A 20,747-nucleotide genomic window follows, 5' to 3' on the forward strand; every position below is an offset into this window, starting at 1 on the left:
TTTAACTAAAAAACTAATCTTTTTTAATCTCATGCCCAACAAACTCTTCCAAAACCTCATAGATTTCATCAACCGGAAGCACTTCAAAGTCAGGATGATTTTTCAGGAAATTAGCGTTTAGTTCGACCAGATTTTCATCAATTTCAAAAAACGAATTATTATTAAGCAAATCTCTTGTTGGGTTCACGCCTTCGAGTTTTCCTTTTAAGAATTTTCCAATTTTAACGGTACTTAGCAATTTCACTCTTTTGGCTTGCGCCTGAAACAATTCTAAATGTTTTTCGGCACCAATTAATGCCAAACCTTCTTCAATAAGTTCGTTGAGTTCTTTATTCCAACCCGAATTATAAACAAACTGCGAAAAATTTCCGGCTGCATATTGTGAAGCATAAAAATCCAGATAATAACTCATCAATGCATCTTCGTGAATAAAATCATCGTCTACTTTTTCCTCGCGCATCAGGTTGATTACCGAAATATTAGAATTGATAACATCCTGCGGATTCCCGCTATTCATCGCTGTTTCCGAAACTATAATTCTGCCAAATTCCTCCATTGTCTTTTGTTTTTGAATTGTTTTTGCAAATTTCAATTAAATAAAAATAGAAAAGAAACACAATCGAATTTATATAGTATCCGGTTTGTCATTTTTCTTTTGCTCATTAATCTTTGCAACTAAAGCTTTCAGACGAAGTTTCTGCGCTTCTTTTTCTTCACGGAGTTTTGCCTTTTTCCGATTCAGCAATTTGGTATGCAAAGCCTTATTTTTGGTGTTTTTTTCAGGTCCTTTTGCCATGATTTCCTCATCTAAGATTTGTTTTGCAAAGTTCGGTGAAATAATGATGTAATTTATAATAATTTTTTGGGCGTTTCCCTCCGGGCCGGGCTATCCGCTACAAGTCCTCACTTCCTTCGTCAGGCTCCGGGCTTTTCGCTGCTATCCCTAACGCAGACTTGGTTTCATTAGACGTAATGAATTGGCAAAGATTTTGTTAGCTCCAATATTAGCTAAACCACGAAACCCTAAAACCATGCAAAAAGCCATATCCAAAAGCTTAATTCTTTCACTTCTCATTACCAATATTTGGGCAGTAATTACATTTTTTATTTATTTTTATGAAGCTCCCGGTTTATTTTACGGATTCAAAACACTTATCTTTTTTGAATGCAGTTGTTGGATAAGTTCAGGTTTAGGTCTTTTAACAATCTTGTTTTCATTTATAAGAATTAAAAACTCAGATCAAATTAAAGTTTTTCTTCTCGTCCTCTCCTTCTGGTTTAATATTTTCTTCTCTATTTTGCTTGTAATAACAAGAATTTTAGAAATCATTATTTCAAGTTCTTACCTTGATTGCTTCTTTTTTGTCAATTTTATTATTCCTTTTGTAATCTTCTTTATTCTTAAAAATAAAAATGAATATAACAGATAGTTGAGCTTTCATAATTACCGTTTAGGTCCTGTCGTATAGTTTTTGACTAGTTAGCCTAAAATTTTACGCTCGTTTGGGTAAAACTTTAGGTAACTAACCTAAAATTTTAGCTTAAGAATCTAAAATTTTACGTCGTCTTACGTAAAATTTTAGGCTCGTTACCTAATCGTTTAGACTTAAGAGGTAAAAACTATATGATAGAACCTAAACACTTCATCGCAGAACCTAAACATCTCGTTTATTTTTTTACTTTTATAAAGTTTAAGAACAATTCGAATTGGCAAATACCCAAAAATGACCCCAACCTTCTTCTCAACCCAAGAAAAATTCAGAGAATGGTTAGAAAAGCATCACCAAAAAGAAACCGAACTTTTAGTAGGTTTTTACAAAGTGAGCAACAAGAAACCATCAATGTCCTGGTCAGAATCTGTCGATCAGGCGCTTTGTTTTGGATGGATCGATGGCGTCCGAAAATCAATTGACAAAGAAAGTTATACCATTCGGTTTACACCGAGAAAGAAATCAAGCATCTGGAGCGCCATCAACATCAAAAAAATTGAAGAACTCACAAAAGCGGGATTGATGAAAGAAGCCGGAATTAAAGCTTTTGAACTTCGATCTGAATCAAAATCCGGAATTTATTCGCACGAAAAAGAAGCTTCAGTTCTAACACCCGAATTCGAAAAACAATTCAAAACCAATAAACCCGCTTGGGAATTTTTCACAAACCAGGCTCCGTCCTATAAAAAAGTTATGATTCACTGGATTATGACCGCCAAACAGGAAAAAACCAGACTTTCGAGGTTAGAAAAAACAATTACAATAAGCGCGGAGCAAAAACGAATGTTGTAGCAACTATTGTTTTGATATTTTATAAACTGTAACTTTATTCCATCTAAAAAATTTAGCTAATAAAGAAAAAAGAATGGAAGGAAGAAAAGCATTAGAATATTACGTTTTAGATGTGTTTTCAAACGAAAGCTACAAAGGAAATCCACTTTCTGTGGTTTTTACAGATGGTAATCTACCATTAGAAACCTATCAGGATATTTCAAAAGAATTCGGTTATTCAGAAACTTCATTTGTTTATTATTCCACAAGAGAAAAAGCGTTAATAGTTCGTTCGTTTACCCCAACCGGAATCGAAATTGACGGCGCAGGGCATAATCTATTAGGCGCAGTCTGCGGCGCTCTGCTAAAAGGAATTCCCATATTTGACGAACAAAACGAAAGTGAGCCTTTTGTAATCATGAAACATTCGGCAATTCCGGTAACGGTAAGTTTTGATCCCGCTACTTTTTATCCTGTTGTTCAAATGCATCAAAAATCGGCAGTAATTAAGCAGGAAATCCCAACTTATAGAATTGCGGTTGCACTTGGTTTAAAAATCGAAGATTTAGATGTAAATGCTTTTGTTCCGACAATCGTTAAAACAGAAGTCGCACACACGATGGTTCCTATAAAAAACAGTCAATTACTTAATAGCTGTATTCCGGACAACCAACTTTTGATCGAAATCTCAAAAGAATATAATTTTGAAGGTTTTTATTGTTTCGCTCTTGCGGATGAAAATCAGGAACATATCGTTGAAACGCGGTTTTTCAATCCAATAATCGGAATAAACGAAGATCCGGCGACCGGAACTGCAGCTGGTCCTTTAATTGGTTTTTTAACGCAAAAGAAATTCACCAAATCGGACAAAGAATATAAAATTCTTCAGGGCGTAAAATTAAAACAAGCCTCACTTATTGAAGTTATGAATCGTGAAGAAGATATTCTAGTTGGCGGTTCTTCGATTATAACCATGAAAGGGGAACTTTATATCTAAAAAGATGTTTTTGTACTTTTTTATCTGTTAATTTACCCAACTAAATAATAAATTAACGCTCCAATAAAACCATCCTTTAAGAAATGACTATAACTAATGCCTTGAATAAAATAGATTTAAAGTATATTTTAATTATCCTGATTGCAGTTTTTTTTAGCACTCTATTTCACGAGTTAGCGCATTGGAGTATGGGAGAAATTCTTGGAAATAAAATGACCGCTAGTTTAAATTCTGCAAATACAATATCGGGAGAATTTAAGCATGAGTGGAATAGAAATTTTATAACTGCTGCAGGTCCAATATTTACCATCTTACAAGCAATTGCTGTTTTTTTTCTATTAAATAAATATCCTAAGAAAGAACTATTTCCCTTTTTACTTTTTCCGTTTGCAATGCGATTCTGGGCAGGTTTAGCCAATTTGTTAGGGCCAAATGACGAAGGAAGATTAGGGCTTTCATTAGGAATCGGACTTCTTACAATATCATTTATTGTTTGCTGCTTTCTTTTCTTTTTGGTTTACAAAAGTTCTAAAAAACATCATTTCACTTTGAAATTTAATCTAATAAGCTTTTTATTTTGTTCTGTTTTTTTAATTGCATTATCTTTTATCAATGAATATTTCAAAATAAGAATCATCTAATAAATTACTCATAAATAAAAAAGCTGCATCTCGTAAAATGCAGCTTTTTTTATTTTAAAAACTAAAAATCTTAGTTTGTTTTCATCGGAGGTAAATCAAACGCCTTTGAATCGTGTTCAAAATTGTTTCTGTGTGCACCATCGCAAAATGGTTTGTTTGCAGAATGTCCGCAACGGCAAAGTCCAAGCGCTTGTCTTCCTTGTAATCCGTAAACAGTTCCTTCCGGGTCCATGATTTCAAAATCACCTTCGATTTTGATTGATCCGTTTTTATTGATGATTAATTTAGTCTTGCTCATAAAATTGTTCTTTTGTTTTTTTTCGAAGGGCAAAGATTGCAAAATATATTTCGAAGATTTTACTGTGAATGCTAGTTTAAACTGGTTCTATTTAAAAGTAAATTCGCCAAATTGATACAATGAAATCATATTATACAGCAAAACAAAATGAAGAAATAGCATCTGATTTTGAATTTATTGCACAATAGCATTGCAACATTATTTTGTAGATTTGAGAAATCCATTTTTATCCAAATTATCAAAACCATTTATGAAAAAATATTCCATTCTGATAGCATTTGCCTTTCTGTTTACTTTGACTTCAGTAACCAACGATACAAACTCTTTTGAAGATGGTTGGATCAATTTACTTGACAAAAACCTCAGCAAATGGGATATGTATCTTAGTTACAAACACCAGAACGGATATTCCGGCAAAATCCCAAAAGATGCTGATGGGAACGAAATACAACCTATTGGCTACAACAAAAATGTAAACGATATGTTTACTGTAATTCAGGAAAACAATGAAAATGTTCTTAAAGTTACCGGAGAATATTATGGTTGTGTTTTTACCAAAGAAACCTTTAAAAACTATCGCTTGAAGCTTAAAGTCAAATTCGGAACTAAAAAATGGGAACCAAGAACCGATAAACTTATGGATGCGGGAGTGCTTTATCATTCGCAAGGAAAAGCGGGCGTAGATTACTGGCGCGCGTGGATGTTATCGCAGGAATTTCAAATCATGGAAGGTCATTTTGGCGATTATTGGAACATTGCTAATGCGGCAATTGACATCAAAGCTTATCTTCCGGAAGGAACAATGAATGCAGTAGCCGATGAAAGTCAGCAATTTCTTCCGTTTGGAACACATACTGAAAACACGGGATTTTGCATGCGAAAAATGAGAGCCGAAACACCCAATAACGGTTGGACTGAAATAGAATTGGTTTGTTTCGAAGGAAAAAGTCTTCATATCATCAACGGAAAAGTAGTCATGGTTTTGCAAAATTCCCGTTATTTTGATGGCGAAAAATTTATGCCTTTAATCGATGGAAAAATACAATTGCAAAGCGAAGCTGCCGAAGTTTATTATAAAGACATCAAAATAAAACCAATAAGTAAAATGCCAACTGAATTTGAAAATTATTTCAAATAAAAGAATCCGGATCTGGATTCTTTCACTTAAATCCGTCTAAACTGTGGCTAAAATTAAAAAAACTTTGCGCCACTGCGTCTTTGCGAGATTAAAAACGCAACGAAAACTTTAGCGAATCTCTACGTTATAACAAAATCTCAATTCTATTGCTTATTTTTGCACTCAATAAAATTGAGTTATGACACAGAATCCAAAAAGATATACTATTACTGCGGCATTACCTTACACGAATGGACCTATCCACATTGGCCATTTGGCGGGGGTTTACGTGCCTGCAGATATCTATTCGAGATACTTGCGTTTGCAAGGAAAAGACGTTGCATTTATTTGCGGAAGCGATGAACATGGCGTTGCAATTTCGATGAAAGCTAAAAAAGAAGGAATTACGCCACAAGAGGTTATCGATAAATATGACGGAATTATCAGAAAATCATTCTCTGATTTTGGAATTTCTTTCAACAATTATTCGAGAACTTCAGCAAAAATTCATCATGATACGGCTTCGGAATTCTTTAGAACTTTGTATGATAAAGGCGATTTTATTGAAGAAGTTACCGAGCAATTGTACGATGCAAAAGCAAATCAGTTTTTAGCTGACCGTTTTGTTGTGGGAACTTGTCCAAAATGTGACAATCCGGAAGCTTACGGCGATCAGTGCGAAAAATGCGGATCGACTTTGAATGCGACCGATTTGATTAATCCAAAATCGACAATTACGGGCGAAACTCCTGTTTTAAAAGAAACAAAACACTGGTTTTTACCTTTAGACAGATATTCTGATTTCTTAACGAAATGGATTTTAGAAGGTCACAAAAACGATTGGAAACCTAACGTTTACGGACAAGTAAAATCCTGGATCGACGGCGGACTTGAGCCTCGTGCCGTAACGCGTGACCTTGATTGGGGAATTGATGTTCCGGTTGAAGGTGCAGAAGGAAAAAAATTATACGTTTGGTTTGATGCACCTATAGGATATATTTCGTCTACAAAAGAATGGGCAGCGCGAGAAGGAAAAGATTGGGAACCGTATTGGAAAGATGAAGAAACGAAATTGGTTCACTTTATCGGAAAAGATAATATCGTTTTTCACTGTATCATTTTCCCTGCAATGCTTAAAGCAGAAGGAAGCTACATTTTACCAGACAACGTTCCGGCAAATGAATTTTTGAATTTGGAAGGAAACAAACTTTCGACTTCTAAAAACTGGGCCGTTTGGTTGCATGAATATTTAGAAGAATTCCCGGATAAGCAGGATGTTTTGCGTTATGCACTAACATCAAACGCACCGGAAACAAAAGATAATGATTTTACCTGGAAAGATTTCCAGGCTAGAAATAATAACGAATTAGTTGCTATTTTCGGAAACTTCATTAATCGTGTTGTGGTTTTAACTAACAAATATTACGACGGAATTATTCCAACGCCAAATGAATTTTCTGAAGTTGATGAAAATACTTTAGCAGAATTAAAAGCGTATCCGGCTGTTATTTCAAGTTCGGTTGAGCGTTACAGATTCCGTGAAGCTTTAGGCGAATTGATGAATGTTGCCCGTTTAGGAAATAAATATCTTGCTGACGAAGAACCTTGGAAAGTAATGAAAGACAATCCGGAGCGTGTAAAAACACAAATGTATGTGGCATTGCAAATTGCTGCAGCGTTGAGCGTTTTGGCTGAACCATTTTTACCTTTTACAGCGGCAAAACTTTCTAAAATATTGAATTTAGCTGACCTTAAAGAACATTTTGCAGGTTTCAGCAAATTCTTGAAAGAAAAAGATCATGATGCTAAAGACATCATTATTGATAAAACATTAGGTTGGAATGACATTTCTGAAAACTCAGATTTAATTCCGGCAGGACATAAAATTGGTGAGGCTGAATTGCTTTTCGCTAAAATTGAAGACGAAGAAATACAAAAACAAATCGATAAATTGGAAGCAACAAAAACTGCTAATCTAGCTGAAAGCAAACAACCGGAACCACAAAAAGATTTAATTCAGTTTGAGGATTTCGCGAAAATGGATATCCGTATCGGAACTATTTTAGAAGCTGAAAAAATGCCAAAAGCAAACAAACTTTTGGTTCTTAAAGTGGATACAGGAATCGATGTTCGTACAATTGTTTCGGGAATTGCCGAGAGTTTTTCTCCAGAAGAAATCATTGGGAAACGTGTTTCTGTTTTGGCTAATTTAGCGCCAAGAGCTTTACGCGGTGTTGAAAGTCAGGGAATGATTTTAATGACAACAAACGCTGAAGGAAAATTGGTATTCGTAAACCCAGATGCTGATGCTCCAAATGGATCGACTGTAAACTAAAGATTTATCATATTTATAAAAGAAAGTTATCTGCCTAAAATATGTGGCAGATAACTTTCTTTATTTAGATAATACTCTTAAATAATCTTTAATCGATTAAATAATTTGAGAATAAATCTTTAATTTTGAGTACAAAAGAGATACTATGGACTTGACTACACAAATAAAAAAGAATTTAATATCGAGAATCAAAGATTCTAACGATTTAAATTTCCTAAATGCACTTCAAACTATTTTTGATTCATCTGAGCAAGAACTTTATCAATTATCAAATAATCAAAAAACAGCAATTGCAACTAGTCGCACGGAGATTGAAAATGGAAATTTTCATAAAAATGAAGAGGTAATTTCAGAAATGCGAGAATGGCTAAAAAAGAAATAGTCTGGTCTAATTTAGCCAAACTTCAACTTGAAAATGTTCTTGAATATTTTTTCATTAGAAATGAAGATTCTGCTTACAGCTTAAAATTACTTGATGAGGTTGAAGATTTATTAAACACACTTTCAAGTTCAGAATTAATTGGCAGACTTACTTCAAACAAAATCACTCGCGTCATTTCTATGAAAGTTTATTTAATATTTTACGAAGTGAAAGAAAATCAAATTGAAATTGTGTCATTTTGGGATAATCGTCAAGATCTCAAAAATAGAAAAGTAAAATAATCTAATAATTTCAAAAAGCGTGGATGGTTAATTTTTAACCAATTCACGCTTTTGCTTTCAAACTATTGGCTTTCGTGAGCTATCTTTGAAAGCAATACATAAAATAAAACCATTTAATGAAACTCACCAAACCAAGATTAGCTTTAATCTGCGGTATACTCTGCATTTCGATTTTCCCGATATTGGTAAAATTGCGTTTAACACCAGGATTAATTTCGGCTTTCTACCGAATGTTTTTTGCTGTAATTCTGCTTTTGCCATATGTACTTTTTAGCAAAAACTTTAAACTTCCAAGTTTAAAATTTGCGCTTTTGGCAGCGCTTTGCGGTGTTTTATTCGCCTCGGATGTTGCGGTTTGGAATATTGCCATTCAGGAATCTAGTGCAACTCAAGCTTCTTTGTTAACCAATTTATCTCCAGTTTGGGTTGGCGTTGGTTCGTTTTTCTTTATGAAAACAAAACCCGCAACAAATTTCTGGATAGGAACATTAGTCGCTTTGTTCGGAATGATCACTTTGGTTGGTTTTGAATTTTTTATTGATTTAAACTTTGATAAAGCATTTCTGTTTGCCGTTTTATCAGGAATTCTGTATTCTATTTATCTTTTGGTAAGCAAAAATGTACTTTCTGTTGTTGATGTTCTTTCATTTATGACGATTAGTTTATTTGCGTCAAGCATCTATTTAGGAATTCTATGTTATTCCTTAAACGAACCTTTCACAGGATTTTCAAATACGGGCTGGTTTGTTCTTGTTCTGCAAGCCGTTATTTGCCAATTGTGTGCTTGGCTTTCGATTAGTTATGCCACACAGCATATGCGCGCAACCCGAGTTTCATTGAGTTTGTTGAGTCAGGCTGTAATTACATCAATTTTAGCTTGGTTGTTTTTAGAAGAACAAATAACTTTACAAATGGTTTTGGGCGGAATCATATTGCTTTTCGGAATCCGAATTACTTTTTATGATAAAACGATTTCTTTGAAAAGATTGTTTTCTAAAGATTGAGATTAGAAATTTTCGAGCAGATTTGGCAGATCGAGCAGATTTATTTTTTAATTTATTGAAAAGTATCTGAGGGAAAAATTAGCGTTAATTCGTGAAATTTGTAGCGAAAACCTGAAACCTGAAACAAGTAAAAACTTGAAACAAAAAACCTTATGTTACATAAAACTAAAATACCAAACTTAAAAGTAATTGCTTTTGATGCTGATGATACTTTATTTGTAAATGAACCGTATTTTCAGGAAACCGAACATAAATTTTGTGCTTTGATGGAAGATTATCTTTCGCATCAGGGTATTTCGCAGGAATTATTTAAAATCGAAATTGCCAATCTTTCCCTTTATGGTTACGGAATTAAAGGTTATATTCTTTCGATGATTGAAGCTGCGATGAATATTTCGAACAATACCATTCCGATTGAAGTAATTGAAAAAATCATTCAGTACGGTAAAGAATTACTTGAAAAACCAATCGAACTTCTGGACGGAATTGAAGAAACTTTACAGGCGCTTCACGGAAAATACAAATTGGTTGTTGCTACAAAAGGCGATTTAAAAGATCAACACAGCAAATTGCACCGTTCTGGTTTAGGGCATTATTTCCATCATATTGAAGTGATGTCAGACAAACAGGAAATCGATTATCAAAAACTATTGGGCCGTTTAGACATTCAGGCGCATGAATTTTTGATGATTGGAAATTCATTAAAATCAGATATTTTACCGGTTTTAGGCATTGGTGGTTATGCGGTTCATATTCCGTTTCATACCACCTGGGAACATGAAAAAATTAGTCATACCATAGAACACGAGCATTTTAGTTCCTTTGAAACTATTGCAGAAGTTGTTCCGAATTTATTATAATGAAAACACTTTTAGACTTAGAAAACTGGAATAGAAAAGAGCATTTTGCGCATTTCAAGCAAATGGAAGAACCTTTTTTTGGTGCAACTGTTGAAATTGATTGTACCAAAGCATATCAAAAAGCCAAAGAACTTAAAGTTTCCTTCTTTATCTATTATTTACATAAAACACTCGTTGCTGTTAATTCAATTGAGAATTTCAAGTACAGAATTGCCGACGATCAAATTTACATTAACGATCGCGTTGATGCATCTGCAACAATTGGTCGTGAGGATGGCACTTTTGGATTCTCCTTAATAGAATACAATCCTGATTTTAAAACTTTTGAAAAAACTGCTTTGGCAGAAATCGAGCGCATCCAGAATACAACAGGAATTTTTACAAGATCGTTTGATGATGATAATGTGATTCATTTTTCGGCTATTCCGTGGTTAAATTTCACATCACTTTCACATGCAAGAAGTTATACTTTTCCGGATAGTTGTCCGAAAATTTCTTTTGGTAAAATGATGACATCCGAAACAGGAAAAAGAACGATAGCAATGTCGGTTCATGTACATCATGGTTTAATGGACGGTCTGCATGTTGGCCAGTTTGTAGATACTTTTCAGGAAGCAATGAACAGCTAAGCGCCTAAATTAAAATTGTCTTATACTTTTATAAATTTGACGTTTAATAGAAGACAATTCTTACAATAAATTGTTGGTTTGGGAAAAATTTAAATCTCAAATAACAATGAAAAAAATTGTAATTACTTTGGCATTTGCTTTAAGCGTAATGCATGTTAATGCACAAACAGAAACTAAGGCTGCAAATAACTTTAATAAATGGTCTATAGAATTTGGTGGTGGCGTAAACAAACCTCAAAAACCTTTTTCTGACAATTATTTCACCAGCACTCCAAGTCCGTGGGTTGGAGATTTTGGAGTTCGTTATATGTTAAATAACAAATTTGGTTTGAAAGCTGATTTTGGTTACAACAGCTTTACTAATAAAAGTAACGCATTAGATTTTGACTCAAAATACTACAGAGTAGATTTACAAGCTGTTGCAAATTTTGGCCGTATCATGAATTTTGAAACATGGACTAATACGCTTGGTTTACTGGGTCATGCTGGTTTTGGTTATGCTCAATTAAGAAATGATAATTTCAAAGGAGCTGATGAAATGGTTAACTTCATCGCTGGTGTTACGGGTCAGATAAAATTATCAAACAGAGTTGCCTTGACCGGAGATTTCTCTACAATCTTTAATGCATCGCAAAACCGTACTTTTGATGGAGCTTACCTTTCTAACAACAGAGGTTTTTCAGGATTAATTTTTAATGGTACTGTCGGATTAAATGTCTATTTGGGTAAAAACACTAAACACGCTGATTGGACTGTAATTTCTGAAAATGTAGATCTTTCAGCATACGATAACAAAATCGCTGAGCTTGAAAATCAAATCAAAAACATACCGTCGAAACAAGTTATTGTAGAAAAACCTGTTACAAATACCGTTGTAAACGACAAAGATGTTGTTAAGGATATGATCAATGATAAATATTACAGTGTTTACTTTGACTTTAACAAATCAACTCCTGATCAAAATTCAGTCGCAGCTATTGATGTTATATTATCTTATTTAAGAAAAAACCCAAATGCAACTATTGATCTTGTTGGTCATGCAGACCAAGTTGGCAGCGATGCTTACAACGATAAATTAGCAAATATTAGAGCTACTAATGTTAAATCTATTTTGGAAAAAGCAGGAATTTCTTCTTCAAGACTAAATGTTATTTCTGAAGGCGCAGATACGAGCATTCAAAAAGACTCTGAAGAAGCAAGAAGATTAGCTCGAAGAGTTACTTTTAAAGTAAAATAAATCAATAATTTGAGTAAGAAAAGCCCTAAATGGAAAATTTCCAATTAGGGCTTTTTAATTTGGTGCAATAATTGATTAAATTTGAAAAGACATTCGATCGTATACACCAATGAAAAAACTGCTACTTTTTTTTCTTTTATTCTCAAAATCGGTACTTTTTAGCCAAACTGTATTAAATTCTTTTCCTTTAAACCTAAACCGTCCGCAGGAAAACGGTCAGATTTTAAGCACCGAAGATGTAAAAACAAATGAAATTTATGTATTTGCTGCAGACAATAAAAAGACACAAATTCTAAAATACAGTAAGTTTTTCTTCTTTACAGATCAATTCACAGACACAATAAACAACCTGCAAAGCAAAGTTTTGATCGGGCATAGTTTTAGTGAAGATGGGAATCCTACATTGTACTGGACTTCTGATAACAGTAGCGACATCCGAATTGTTAAGTACTTTTTTACTACTAAAACGACGCGTTCATTAAATTTTAAGTTTCCGGACTATACAGGAAACATCATCGCCACTTTTCAAAAAAATAATACTTTCTATGTACTTGCGCATGAAAAAAGAGAAGAGCACCTTCTGCTTTTTGAATTTAATGATGGATCCTGCCTGATAAAAATGTTCGACTTTTCAGACTTTTCATTTCAAAATGAGAACGGCCGAAAGTTTACTTTTACTTCTCTCCTTCAATATTATCCACTTGAAAAAATTGAATCTTCGGAGTTTAATCCTTTAGAAAACACTTCTCGCAGAAATAAAATGTATTTTCTGGATAATAGAATTCTATTGACCTTGAATTATAATGTCGCTAAAACGGAAACTTTTGAACTCAATCTGGAATCTCTCGATGTAAAAAGAAAAGTATTTGATCAGCCAGTTTCTCAAAAACCTTTAGCAACTTCCAACTCTTTTTATATCGATAAGAAGCTTTTTCAGTTTAGTGTGAATAACGAAGAATTCCTATTCAATGTTAAAGATTTTGAATCTGGCGGAACCATCAAAAACGTTTCTATTTCAAAAAATGACACGATTACTTTCAAGAATTCGCCTTTGTTTCTTCAGACAAACGGTCAAACTCCGAAAAGAATAAAAACTACGGCAAAATTTCTGAAACAATTATCATCATTAAAAGCAGGAATTTCGGTTATAAAAAACAGAGAAAACACTTTTATAACTTTTGGCGGATTTGAAAAATTTCTCGTATCTACTGCTCCAAGTTATGATTATCGAAATAATTTCTTCTCCGATTTTGATGACGGTTCTTATTCCGAGTATGTAACTAAAATGGCTTTCTTTGATGCCATTATGGATTCTAATCTTGAATTTGTTCATAATAAACAACCTGAAATTCTGGCGATCGACAATATTTCTTACTATAGATACAAAACCAGAAACATAGCGTTTGATAGTATTATCAAACTGAAGGACTTTTATATTTTAGGCTATTACGACCTGGCTTCACGAAAGTATATAATGCGTAAATTTACAGATGGTTTTATGAACGAAGACCTCGGAAACCCAATTATGAATAAAGCATTATTATCGAATCCGGCCACTTTTGGCGATCTAAAACCTAATAAGAATTAATTCAAAAGTCTAATGTTTTCGCCCTTTCTGAAAAATGGAATGGATTATTTTCGTTAATTTTACAAAAAAGACATTATTATGCTAACAACAAATATTGAATCAGCTTTAAACAAGCAAATCCGCATAGAAGCAGAATCTTCGCAAACTTATCTTTCTATGGCTTGTTGGGCTGAAGTACACGGATTAGAAGGAATCGCTCAATTTATGTACACACAGTCAGACGAAGAGCGCGCGCACATGCTTAAATTGGTTAAGTATGTAAACGAACGCGGAGGTCACGCTCAAATTACAGATCTTAAAGCGCCTAGAATATCATATTCTACTTTTAAAGAAATGTTTGAAGAACTTTACAATCACGAACTTTTTGTTTCTAAATCTATCAACGAATTAGTGCACATAACTTTTGAAGAAAAAGATTATGCAACACATAATTTCTTACAATGGTACGTTTCTGAACAAATTGAAGAAGAAGCTACTGCTAAATCTATTTTGGATAAAATCAATTTAATTGGTGAAGATAAAGGCGGACTCTACTTGTTCGACCGTGATATTCAGCAATTAACGGTTACAAGCTCGATTGCAATTAATCCAAAATAAAAAAAGTTAAAGTTTATTTAGAACGCTTAAAAATAACTTTTTTGATATATATTTGCTCTGTTTTTAATAATACAGAGGCAAAGTGGGCAAGAAAGAAAAAGACAAGGACAAAAAAAAGGATAAAAAGAAAAAGAAGAATAAAGCTGCTATCCTTGAGAACATTAAGAAGTTGGAAAACTGTAAATCTTCTTGCTGTGAGAAATACAAAAAAAGCGAAAAGAAACGTTGTTCACGTTGTCCCATGTTTGATTTATTCAAAAAAACTGCTTAACGATATAAACAAAACCCACCAAATTTTTTCGGTGGGTTTTTTAGTTTTAAATTGCAATCTACTTTTGATTATCAAAGACACAAAAACAACATGGAAAACCAAATCATTATTCCAGAATCTGCATTAGATTTTTTGCTTCAGCTCAAACAAAACAACAACAAGCCATGGTTTGAAGCCAATAAACCACAATATTTAATCGAATTAAATCATATTGAGACTTTTGCCGGAGCGCTGCTTCGGGAACTTTCTAAAACGGATGTTCTGGAAAATCAGTCGGGCAAAAAAAGTGTCTATAGAATTTATCGTGATATTCGCTTTTCTAAAGACAAAACTCCTTTTAAAATTTTTTGGGGAGGAAGTTATACACGTGCAACCGCAGCCAGAAGAGGAGGCTATTATTTTCATCTGGAAAAAGGAAACAGCTTTTTTGCCGGAGGTTTCTGGGGACCAAATGCAGCCGATTTAAAACGTATTAGAAGTGAATTTGCACACGATCACGAATCCTTTAGAAAAATATTAAATTCTAAAACTTTCAAAAATACTTTTGGAGTTCTGCAGGGTGAACAACTCAAAACTTCACCGAAAGGTTTTGATGCTGATCATGAAGCTATTGATTTACTGCGTTTCAAACAGTTTTTAATAATCAAACGTTTTACAGACGAAGAAGTTTTAAGTCCGCTTTTTTTAGAACAAGCTTTGGAAACTTGCAAAAATATGCGTCCTTTTTTCGATTATATGAGTGAAGTACTTTCTACAGACATAAATGGAGCTTCTGTTTTGTAACTTAACCAAAAATTAAACCCGACAGGTTTTATCTCGAGACTTCGGGACTGTCGGGTTTGTTTGTTTACGATTTCGTGGCGTTTAATCAAATTTATTTGCTCAGCAACAGAACCTCGTTTACAACAACTTCGGTTATATATTTTTTCTCTCCGTTTTTGTCATCATAACTTCTGTGTGTTAGCTTTCCTTCTACTGCAATTTCTTTTCCTTTTACAACAAACCTTTCTATAATTTCAGCTGTTTTTCCCCAAGCCGTAATGCGGTGCCATTCGGTTTGCTCTACTTTTTCACCTTTATCATTTTTATAATAATCTTTGGTTGCGATGGTTAGGTGCGCAAGTTTTTTACCGGTTTCAAGTGTTTTGATTTCAGGGTCATTTCCAACATTCCCTATTAATTGTACTCTGTTTCTCATTGCATTCATGGCTTATAAAATTTAAAATGTTCATTTAAAGAATTCGATTGTCAAATTCAACAGGGCAAAGATGTAACCGAACTCGTAAAATATTCGGTTTCAAACTATTTAATATCGGTTGTAAATAATTGTAAGCGTTTGTAAATGGAAATTTATTTCGTATATTTGAGATAAATCCTACGATATGCAAACAAAAATCAATAAAGTTGAACTTCGCAATTTAGAGATCGAAGATTACAAACAGCTAAAAAATTCGATGATTCAGTCTTATCCTGAAATGGCGAATTCGTATTGGCAATCTGAAGATATTGAAAAACTATTGGCTATTTTTCCGGAAGGACAACTAGTAATCTTAGTAGACGGAATAGTTGTAGGATCAGCATTGTCGCTTATTGTTGATGAAAAACTCGTTGACAAAAAACACAATTACAGCCAGATTCTTGGTGATTATACATTCTCCACACATAATCCTGATGGAGAAATTCTGTACGGAATAGATGTTTTCATTCATCCAAATTATCGTGGTTTGCGTTTAGGCCGACGATTATATGATGCACGAAAAGAACTCTGCGAACAGTTAAATTTAAAAGCAATTGTCTTTGCAGGAAGGATTCCAAACTATGCACAACACTCCAAAAAATTAAGTCCGAAAAACTATATCGAAAAAGTAAAACACAAAGAATTGTATGATCCTGTACTTTCTTTTCAGTTGAGCAATGATTTTCATGTGCTGCGAATTATAAAAAACTATCTGGAAGGCGACGAAGAATCGAAAGAATTTGCGGTTTTACTGGAATGGAATAATATTTACTATGATGAAAGTCCAAAACTGATTAATCTTGAAAAAAGTGTAATCCGACTTGGTTTAATTCAATGGCAAATGCGCCAGTTGAGCAATTTGGAAGAGTTTTTTGAACAGGCAGAATTTTTTATCGATGTCGTTTCGGGTTATGGAAGCGATTTTGCGCTGTTTCCGGAACTTTTCATTGCGCCATTAATGGCCGATTATAACCATTTATCAGAAGCAGAAGCCATTCGGGAACTTGCTCGATATTCTGAACCTATCAGGAAACGTTTTCAGGAATTCTCGATTTCATACAATATCAACATTATAACCGGAAGTATGCCTCTTATGGAAAATGGCAATCTATACAATGTTGGTTTTTTATGCAAAAGAGACGGAACTTCAGAAATGTACACTAAAATTCATATCACACCAAACGAAGTCGTGCATTGGGGAATGAAAGGCGGATCAGAGTTTAAAACCTTCGATACTGATTGTGGAAAAATTGGAATTTTAATCTGTTATGATGTCGAATTCCCGGAACTTTCAAGACTATTGGCAGATGAAGGAATGAATATCTTATTTGTACCTTTTTTAACCGATACACAAAACGGATACACACGTGTTAAACATTGTTCGCAGGCGCGTGCCATTGAAAACGAATGTTATGTAGCCATTGCAGGTTGTGTTGGTAATCTTCCAAAAGTGAATAATATGGATATTCAGTATGCGCAGGCATCCGTTTTTACCCCTTCCGATTTTGCTTTTCCAAGTAACGGAATCAAAGCCGAGGCTACTCCAAATACAGAAATGACTTTGATTGTCGACGTCGACCTAAATTTATTAAAAGAGCTGCACGAACACGGGAGTGTTCATACTCTAAAAGACAGAAGAACAGATTTATATGAAATCAAAAAACTAAATTCATGAAGACCTGCCCCGAATGCTCCGAAAAAATTGTAGGTAGAGAAGACAAGAAATTTTGCTCCGATAGCTGTCGAAATGCCTACAATAATAAAATAAACAAGGACACTACTAATTTCATGCGAAATGTAAACAATAAATTACGAAAAAATTACCGTATTTTGTCTGAGTTAAATACAGATGGAAAATCAAAAGCAAGAAGGGATAAAATGATTAATAAAGGTTTTGATTTTGATTTCTTTACTAATATCTTGCACACCAAAACAGGGAATACCTACTATTTTCTGTATGACCAAGGATATCGATCTTTGGACAATGATTATTTTATGCTTGTAAAAAAAGAAATATAGTACAGTTCGTCATGAAAAAAAACCCCACCTCAATTCTAGGCTTTCTATGCGTGTTAGCTATTTTGGGTATCATTTATACCACAATGATGCCGCAATACATTTCTAAAGAAGAAGAAGCTTTGGCCGAATTTTCTACAGAAAGAGCCTTAAATCAGGTTGAAATTATCGCACAGAAACCACATTATGTTGGGTCGACAAATCATGAACTAGTTGCTAATTATCTAAAACTTGAACTAAACCGAATTGGTCTTGAAACTTCAACTCAAGAAGGATTTACTCTTAATGACAAAGGTCTTTTAGTAAAATCAAAAAATATCCTTGCCCGTATAAAAGGAACCAATAATACTAAAGCGCTCCTTCTTCTTTCTCATTATGACAGTGCTCCGCATTCATTTTCTAAAGGTGCAAGCGATGATGCATCGGGAGTTGCTACTATTCTCGAAGGAATTCGTGCTTTTTTATATTCAAAACAACCCCAAAAAAATGATATCATTATCCTTTTTTCAGATGCTGAGGAATTGGGCTTAAACGGAGCTGCCCTTTTTGTCAATAAACATCCTTGGGCAAAAGATGTTGGTTTGGTATTAAACTTTGAAGCCCGAGGATCTTCCGGCCCAAGTTACATGTTGATGGAAACCAATAAAGGAAACCAAGCACTTGTGAAAGAATTCTCTAATGCAAAAGCCACTTATCCGGTTTCAAATTCATTAATGTACAGCATTTACAAAATGCTTCCAAACGATACTGATTTGACTGTTTTTAGAGAACAGGGTAACATACAGGGATTTAATTTTGCTTTTATCGACGGGCATTATAATTATCACACACAACAAGACGATGTTCAGCATTTAAACAAAACGACGCTTGCACATCAAGGGACTTATTTAATGCCTTTGTTGAAATATTTTTCAAACATCGATCTCAACGCTACTACATCAACACAAGACGATGTTTATTTCAGTATTCCATTTTCATTCATCAATTATCCTTTTGATTGGGTAATGCCAATGACTTTGATTGCTTTAGGACTTTTGATTCTTTTCATTTTTATAGGAAAAGCAAAACGCCTAATCACATTCAGAGAAATATTCAAAGGATTTGTTCCGTTGTTGGGTTCCATAATTATTGCAGGACTGGTTACATTTTTAGGATGGAAAATTGTTTTGCAGTTTTACCCACAATATTCCGATCTATTGAACGGATTCACTTATAACGGTCATGCTTACATAGGTGCTTTTGTAACATTAAGTATTGCTATTTGTTTTGCTTTCTATCATCATTTTTCGGAAGCAAAATCGACAATGAATCATTATGTTTCGCCATTATTACTTTGGATAATCATAAACGCTGTTATTGCAAATAGCTTAACTGGCGCAGGATTTCTGATTATTCCCGTTTATTTTGGAATACTTTTATTCGGGATTTATGTTTTTACACAACATTACAGCTTAGGAATGAACTTATTGTTTGGTATTCCTGCTTTGGTGATCGTATCACCATTTATTGTAATGTTCCCAATTGGATTAGGATTGAAAATCCTTTACGGAAGCGCCATTTTAACTGTTTTGACTTTCGGTTTATTACTTCCGATTTTTGGGTCATTTGTAAAAAAAGGCGCCTGGACAATGTTCTTCTTTGCTGTTTCTATAGGATTTTTTATTTATGCGGGTTATCATTCCGGATACGAGCACGGAAAAGCAAAATCAAACAGTTTATTATATGTTTATAATGCCAATACCAACTCTGCAGTCTGGACGACATATGATGTTAATTTAGACGAATGGACGAAATCATATTTGGGAGAAAAAAATCAAAAAGCTGTAGGCCTGAATAGTCTTCCGCTTGCCAGCAAGTACAATTCTGGTTTTACTTATAGTGCCATTGCTCCAGTTGTTGATATTCCTAAACCGACAATATCATTTTTAAGAGACAGTGTAATTGGAAACAAAAGATATCTGAAAATTAGAATAACGCCAAACCGAAAAGTAAATCGCTACGACATTTTTGCAAATCCAAAAATGACTCTTTACAACTTCAAAGCAAACGGCGTTTCAGAATTGGGTGCAAAAACAAATCGTCTTGAGCGTGAAGGTGCAAAAATATTATGTTATTATGTTGTTGGCAACGAACCTCTTGAAATGGAGTTTTACATCAATAAAGCTTCTATTTTTGATATGGATTTAATTGAAAGTTCTTTCGATTTAATGACCAATCCATTACTAAAAGTTAAACCAAGAAGCGACTGGATGATGCCGACGCCTTTTGTATTAAATGATGCCGTTTTGATTCAGCAGAAAATAAAAAGATATGTAGCTCCTGTTGCACCAATTGTAACGGCACCTGTTGTAGACAGTCTTGCAATTGCAAAAGACAGTTTAAAACCAGCGGTTGTTAAACCTCAATAAAAGTATTAACATAACCCATATTTTGAAAAATTAGGTTCAAAGAAGCAAATGTACATAGCTACAAAGATTAAAAAAGCACTATTTTCATGGTGCTTTTTTTTAAGACATTCTGAGAAACCTTTGTCACTTTGTACCTTTGCGCCTTTGTCCCTTTTAACAAGCACATTCAATTTTTAATCCTTCTTTTACTCCTTTTGTGCCTTCGGTTGCATAACCGTCAAACTTCCACCACTCAATTCCGCCAATTAATTCTTTTACCTTAAATCCTAATTTTGTCATATTTAAAGCGCCTTTGGTCGAAGCGTTACAGCCAATTCCGTCGCAATACGTAACATATAAAACGTCTCGGTCTAAATGTTGGGTAGTTTCTAAAGACATTTCACGATGCGGAATATTAATCGCATTCGGAATATGTTCTGCATCAAATCCAAAAGCTTTTCTGGCATCAAGTGCAATTACTTTCTCACCATTATTTAAGGCATCAAACAAATCGGATGGATCCATTTCAAAGGCCAGTTTATTTTCGTAATGTTTAATTTGCGTTTCCATAGTGTGTTGTTTTAAGAGTTTTGTTTTTCCAAAAGTAGA

The 20,747-nt window shown here is 34.0% G+C and carries 23 protein-coding genes; 17 read left to right on the plus strand and 6 right to left on the minus strand.

Annotated features, from left to right (window positions below; genetic code table 11):
* Positions 1–13: 13 nt before the first annotated feature.
* From BD847_RS07365 to BD847_RS21045, 3 genes are all read right to left on the minus strand, one after another.
* Entirely contained in the window at positions 14–556 is a 543-nt protein-coding gene (locus tag BD847_RS07365; protein WP_115887648.1) for a DMP19 family protein, read from the minus strand.
* Positions 557–625: 69 nt separating this feature from the next.
* Complete coding sequence (locus tag BD847_RS20820) at positions 626–796, minus strand: hypothetical protein (RefSeq protein WP_167443838.1); 171 nt, start codon at positions 794–796, stop codon at positions 626–628.
* 147 nt (positions 797–943) lie between these two features.
* Positions 944–1,075, minus strand: a complete 132-nt coding sequence (locus tag BD847_RS21045; protein ID WP_262511887.1) for a hypothetical protein — start codon at positions 1,073–1,075, stop codon at positions 944–946.
* 649 nt (positions 1,076–1,724) lie between these two features.
* On the opposite strand from BD847_RS21045, the gene BD847_RS07375 reads away from it, so the two are divergent.
* From BD847_RS07375 to BD847_RS07385, 3 genes are all read left to right on the plus strand, one after another.
* On the plus strand, positions 1,725–2,282 hold the full coding sequence (locus BD847_RS07375; RefSeq protein WP_115887650.1) for a YdeI/OmpD-associated family protein: 558 nt from the start codon (positions 1,725–1,727) through the stop codon (positions 2,280–2,282).
* A 73-nt stretch (positions 2,283–2,355) separates the two neighbouring features.
* A complete protein-coding gene (locus tag BD847_RS07380; RefSeq protein WP_115887651.1) occupies positions 2,356–3,258 on the plus strand; it encodes a PhzF family phenazine biosynthesis protein in 903 nt (300 codons plus the stop codon).
* Between the two features lie 83 nt (positions 3,259–3,341).
* Positions 3,342–3,899 (plus strand): hypothetical protein, encoded by a 558-nt coding sequence (locus BD847_RS07385; RefSeq protein WP_147298499.1) that lies wholly within the window; start codon positions 3,342–3,344, stop codon positions 3,897–3,899.
* Between the two features lie 70 nt (positions 3,900–3,969).
* Here the strand turns inward: BD847_RS07385 and BD847_RS07390 are convergent, their stop codons facing one another.
* A complete protein-coding gene (locus BD847_RS07390; RefSeq protein WP_026727451.1) occupies positions 3,970–4,197 on the minus strand; it encodes a CDGSH iron-sulfur domain-containing protein in 228 nt (75 codons plus the stop codon).
* A gap of 250 nt (positions 4,198–4,447) precedes the next feature.
* On the opposite strand from BD847_RS07390, the gene BD847_RS07395 reads away from it, so the two are divergent.
* From BD847_RS07395 to BD847_RS07450, 11 genes are all read left to right on the plus strand, one after another.
* Positions 4,448–5,335 carry a 3-keto-disaccharide hydrolase gene (locus tag BD847_RS07395; protein ID WP_115887653.1) on the plus strand — a complete coding sequence of 296 codons (888 nt, stop codon included), beginning with the start codon at positions 4,448–4,450 and terminating at the stop codon, positions 5,333–5,335.
* Between the two features lie 178 nt (positions 5,336–5,513).
* Positions 5,514–7,649 (plus strand): methionine--tRNA ligase, encoded by a 2,136-nt coding sequence (gene metG / locus BD847_RS07400; RefSeq protein WP_115887654.1) that lies wholly within the window; start codon positions 5,514–5,516, stop codon positions 7,647–7,649.
* Positions 7,650–7,794: 145 nt separating this feature from the next.
* Entirely contained in the window at positions 7,795–8,031 is a 237-nt protein-coding gene (locus tag BD847_RS07405) for a hypothetical protein (protein ID WP_115887655.1), read from the plus strand.
* Positions 8,013–8,312: a type II toxin-antitoxin system RelE/ParE family toxin gene (locus BD847_RS07410; protein WP_115887656.1), complete on the plus strand. Its 300-nt coding sequence runs from the start codon at positions 8,013–8,015 to the stop codon at positions 8,310–8,312. The genes BD847_RS07405 and BD847_RS07410 overlap by 19 nt, the downstream gene beginning before the upstream one ends.
* A gap of 116 nt (positions 8,313–8,428) precedes the next feature.
* Positions 8,429–9,316 carry a DMT family transporter gene (locus BD847_RS07415; RefSeq protein WP_115887657.1) on the plus strand — a complete coding sequence of 296 codons (888 nt, stop codon included), beginning with the start codon at positions 8,429–8,431 and terminating at the stop codon, positions 9,314–9,316.
* Positions 9,317–9,468: 152 nt separating this feature from the next.
* Positions 9,469–10,176 (plus strand): HAD family hydrolase, encoded by a 708-nt coding sequence (locus BD847_RS07420; protein ID WP_115887658.1) that lies wholly within the window; start codon positions 9,469–9,471, stop codon positions 10,174–10,176.
* Positions 10,176–10,805, plus strand: coding sequence for a chloramphenicol acetyltransferase (locus tag BD847_RS07425; protein WP_115887659.1), 630 nt, complete (start codon positions 10,176–10,178; stop codon positions 10,803–10,805). The genes BD847_RS07420 and BD847_RS07425 overlap by 1 nt, the downstream gene beginning before the upstream one ends.
* A 106-nt stretch (positions 10,806–10,911) precedes the next feature.
* Entirely contained in the window at positions 10,912–12,042 is a 1,131-nt protein-coding gene (locus tag BD847_RS07430; protein ID WP_115888336.1) for an OmpA family protein, read from the plus strand.
* A gap of 109 nt (positions 12,043–12,151) precedes the next feature.
* Positions 12,152–13,630, plus strand: coding sequence for a hypothetical protein (locus BD847_RS07435; RefSeq protein WP_115887660.1), 1,479 nt, complete (start codon positions 12,152–12,154; stop codon positions 13,628–13,630).
* Between the two features lie 78 nt (positions 13,631–13,708).
* Entirely contained in the window at positions 13,709–14,227 is a 519-nt protein-coding gene (locus tag BD847_RS07440; protein WP_115887661.1) for a ferritin, read from the plus strand.
* A gap of 361 nt (positions 14,228–14,588) precedes the next feature.
* Positions 14,589–15,281 carry a DUF2461 domain-containing protein gene (locus tag BD847_RS07450; RefSeq protein ID WP_115887663.1) on the plus strand — a complete coding sequence of 231 codons (693 nt, stop codon included), beginning with the start codon at positions 14,589–14,591 and terminating at the stop codon, positions 15,279–15,281.
* Between the two features lie 91 nt (positions 15,282–15,372).
* On the opposite strand, the gene BD847_RS07455 is transcribed toward BD847_RS07450, so the two are convergent.
* The gene (locus BD847_RS07455; RefSeq protein ID WP_115887664.1) at positions 15,373–15,705 is read right to left on the minus strand and encodes a single-stranded DNA-binding protein; all 333 of its coding nucleotides are present in this window, start codon (positions 15,703–15,705) and stop codon (positions 15,373–15,375) included.
* A 175-nt stretch (positions 15,706–15,880) separates the two neighbouring features.
* Between BD847_RS07455 and BD847_RS07460 the strand changes: the two genes are divergently transcribed.
* Genes BD847_RS07460 through BD847_RS07470 form a run of 3 tightly spaced genes read left to right on the plus strand, consistent with a single transcriptional unit; the run spans position 15,881 to position 20,159 of the window.
* Positions 15,881–17,410: a bifunctional GNAT family N-acetyltransferase/carbon-nitrogen hydrolase family protein gene (locus BD847_RS07460; RefSeq protein WP_115887665.1), complete on the plus strand. Its 1,530-nt coding sequence runs from the start codon at positions 15,881–15,883 to the stop codon at positions 17,408–17,410.
* Entirely contained in the window at positions 17,407–17,754 is a 348-nt protein-coding gene (locus BD847_RS07465) for a hypothetical protein (protein ID WP_115887666.1), read from the plus strand. The genes BD847_RS07460 and BD847_RS07465 overlap by 4 nt, the downstream gene beginning before the upstream one ends.
* Before the next feature lie 11 nt (positions 17,755–17,765).
* Entirely contained in the window at positions 17,766–20,159 is a 2,394-nt protein-coding gene (locus BD847_RS07470) for a M28 family peptidase (RefSeq protein WP_115887667.1), read from the plus strand.
* A 153-nt stretch (positions 20,160–20,312) separates the two neighbouring features.
* On the opposite strand, the gene BD847_RS07475 is transcribed toward BD847_RS07470, so the two are convergent.
* On the minus strand, positions 20,313–20,708 hold the full coding sequence (locus BD847_RS07475; protein ID WP_115888337.1) for a rhodanese-like domain-containing protein: 396 nt from the start codon (positions 20,706–20,708) through the stop codon (positions 20,313–20,315).
* Between the last annotated feature and the right edge of the window lie 39 nt (positions 20,709–20,747).

Source organism: Flavobacterium cutihirudinis (assembly GCF_003385895.1).
GTDB lineage: Bacteria > Bacteroidota > Bacteroidia > Flavobacteriales > Flavobacteriaceae > Flavobacterium > Flavobacterium cutihirudinis.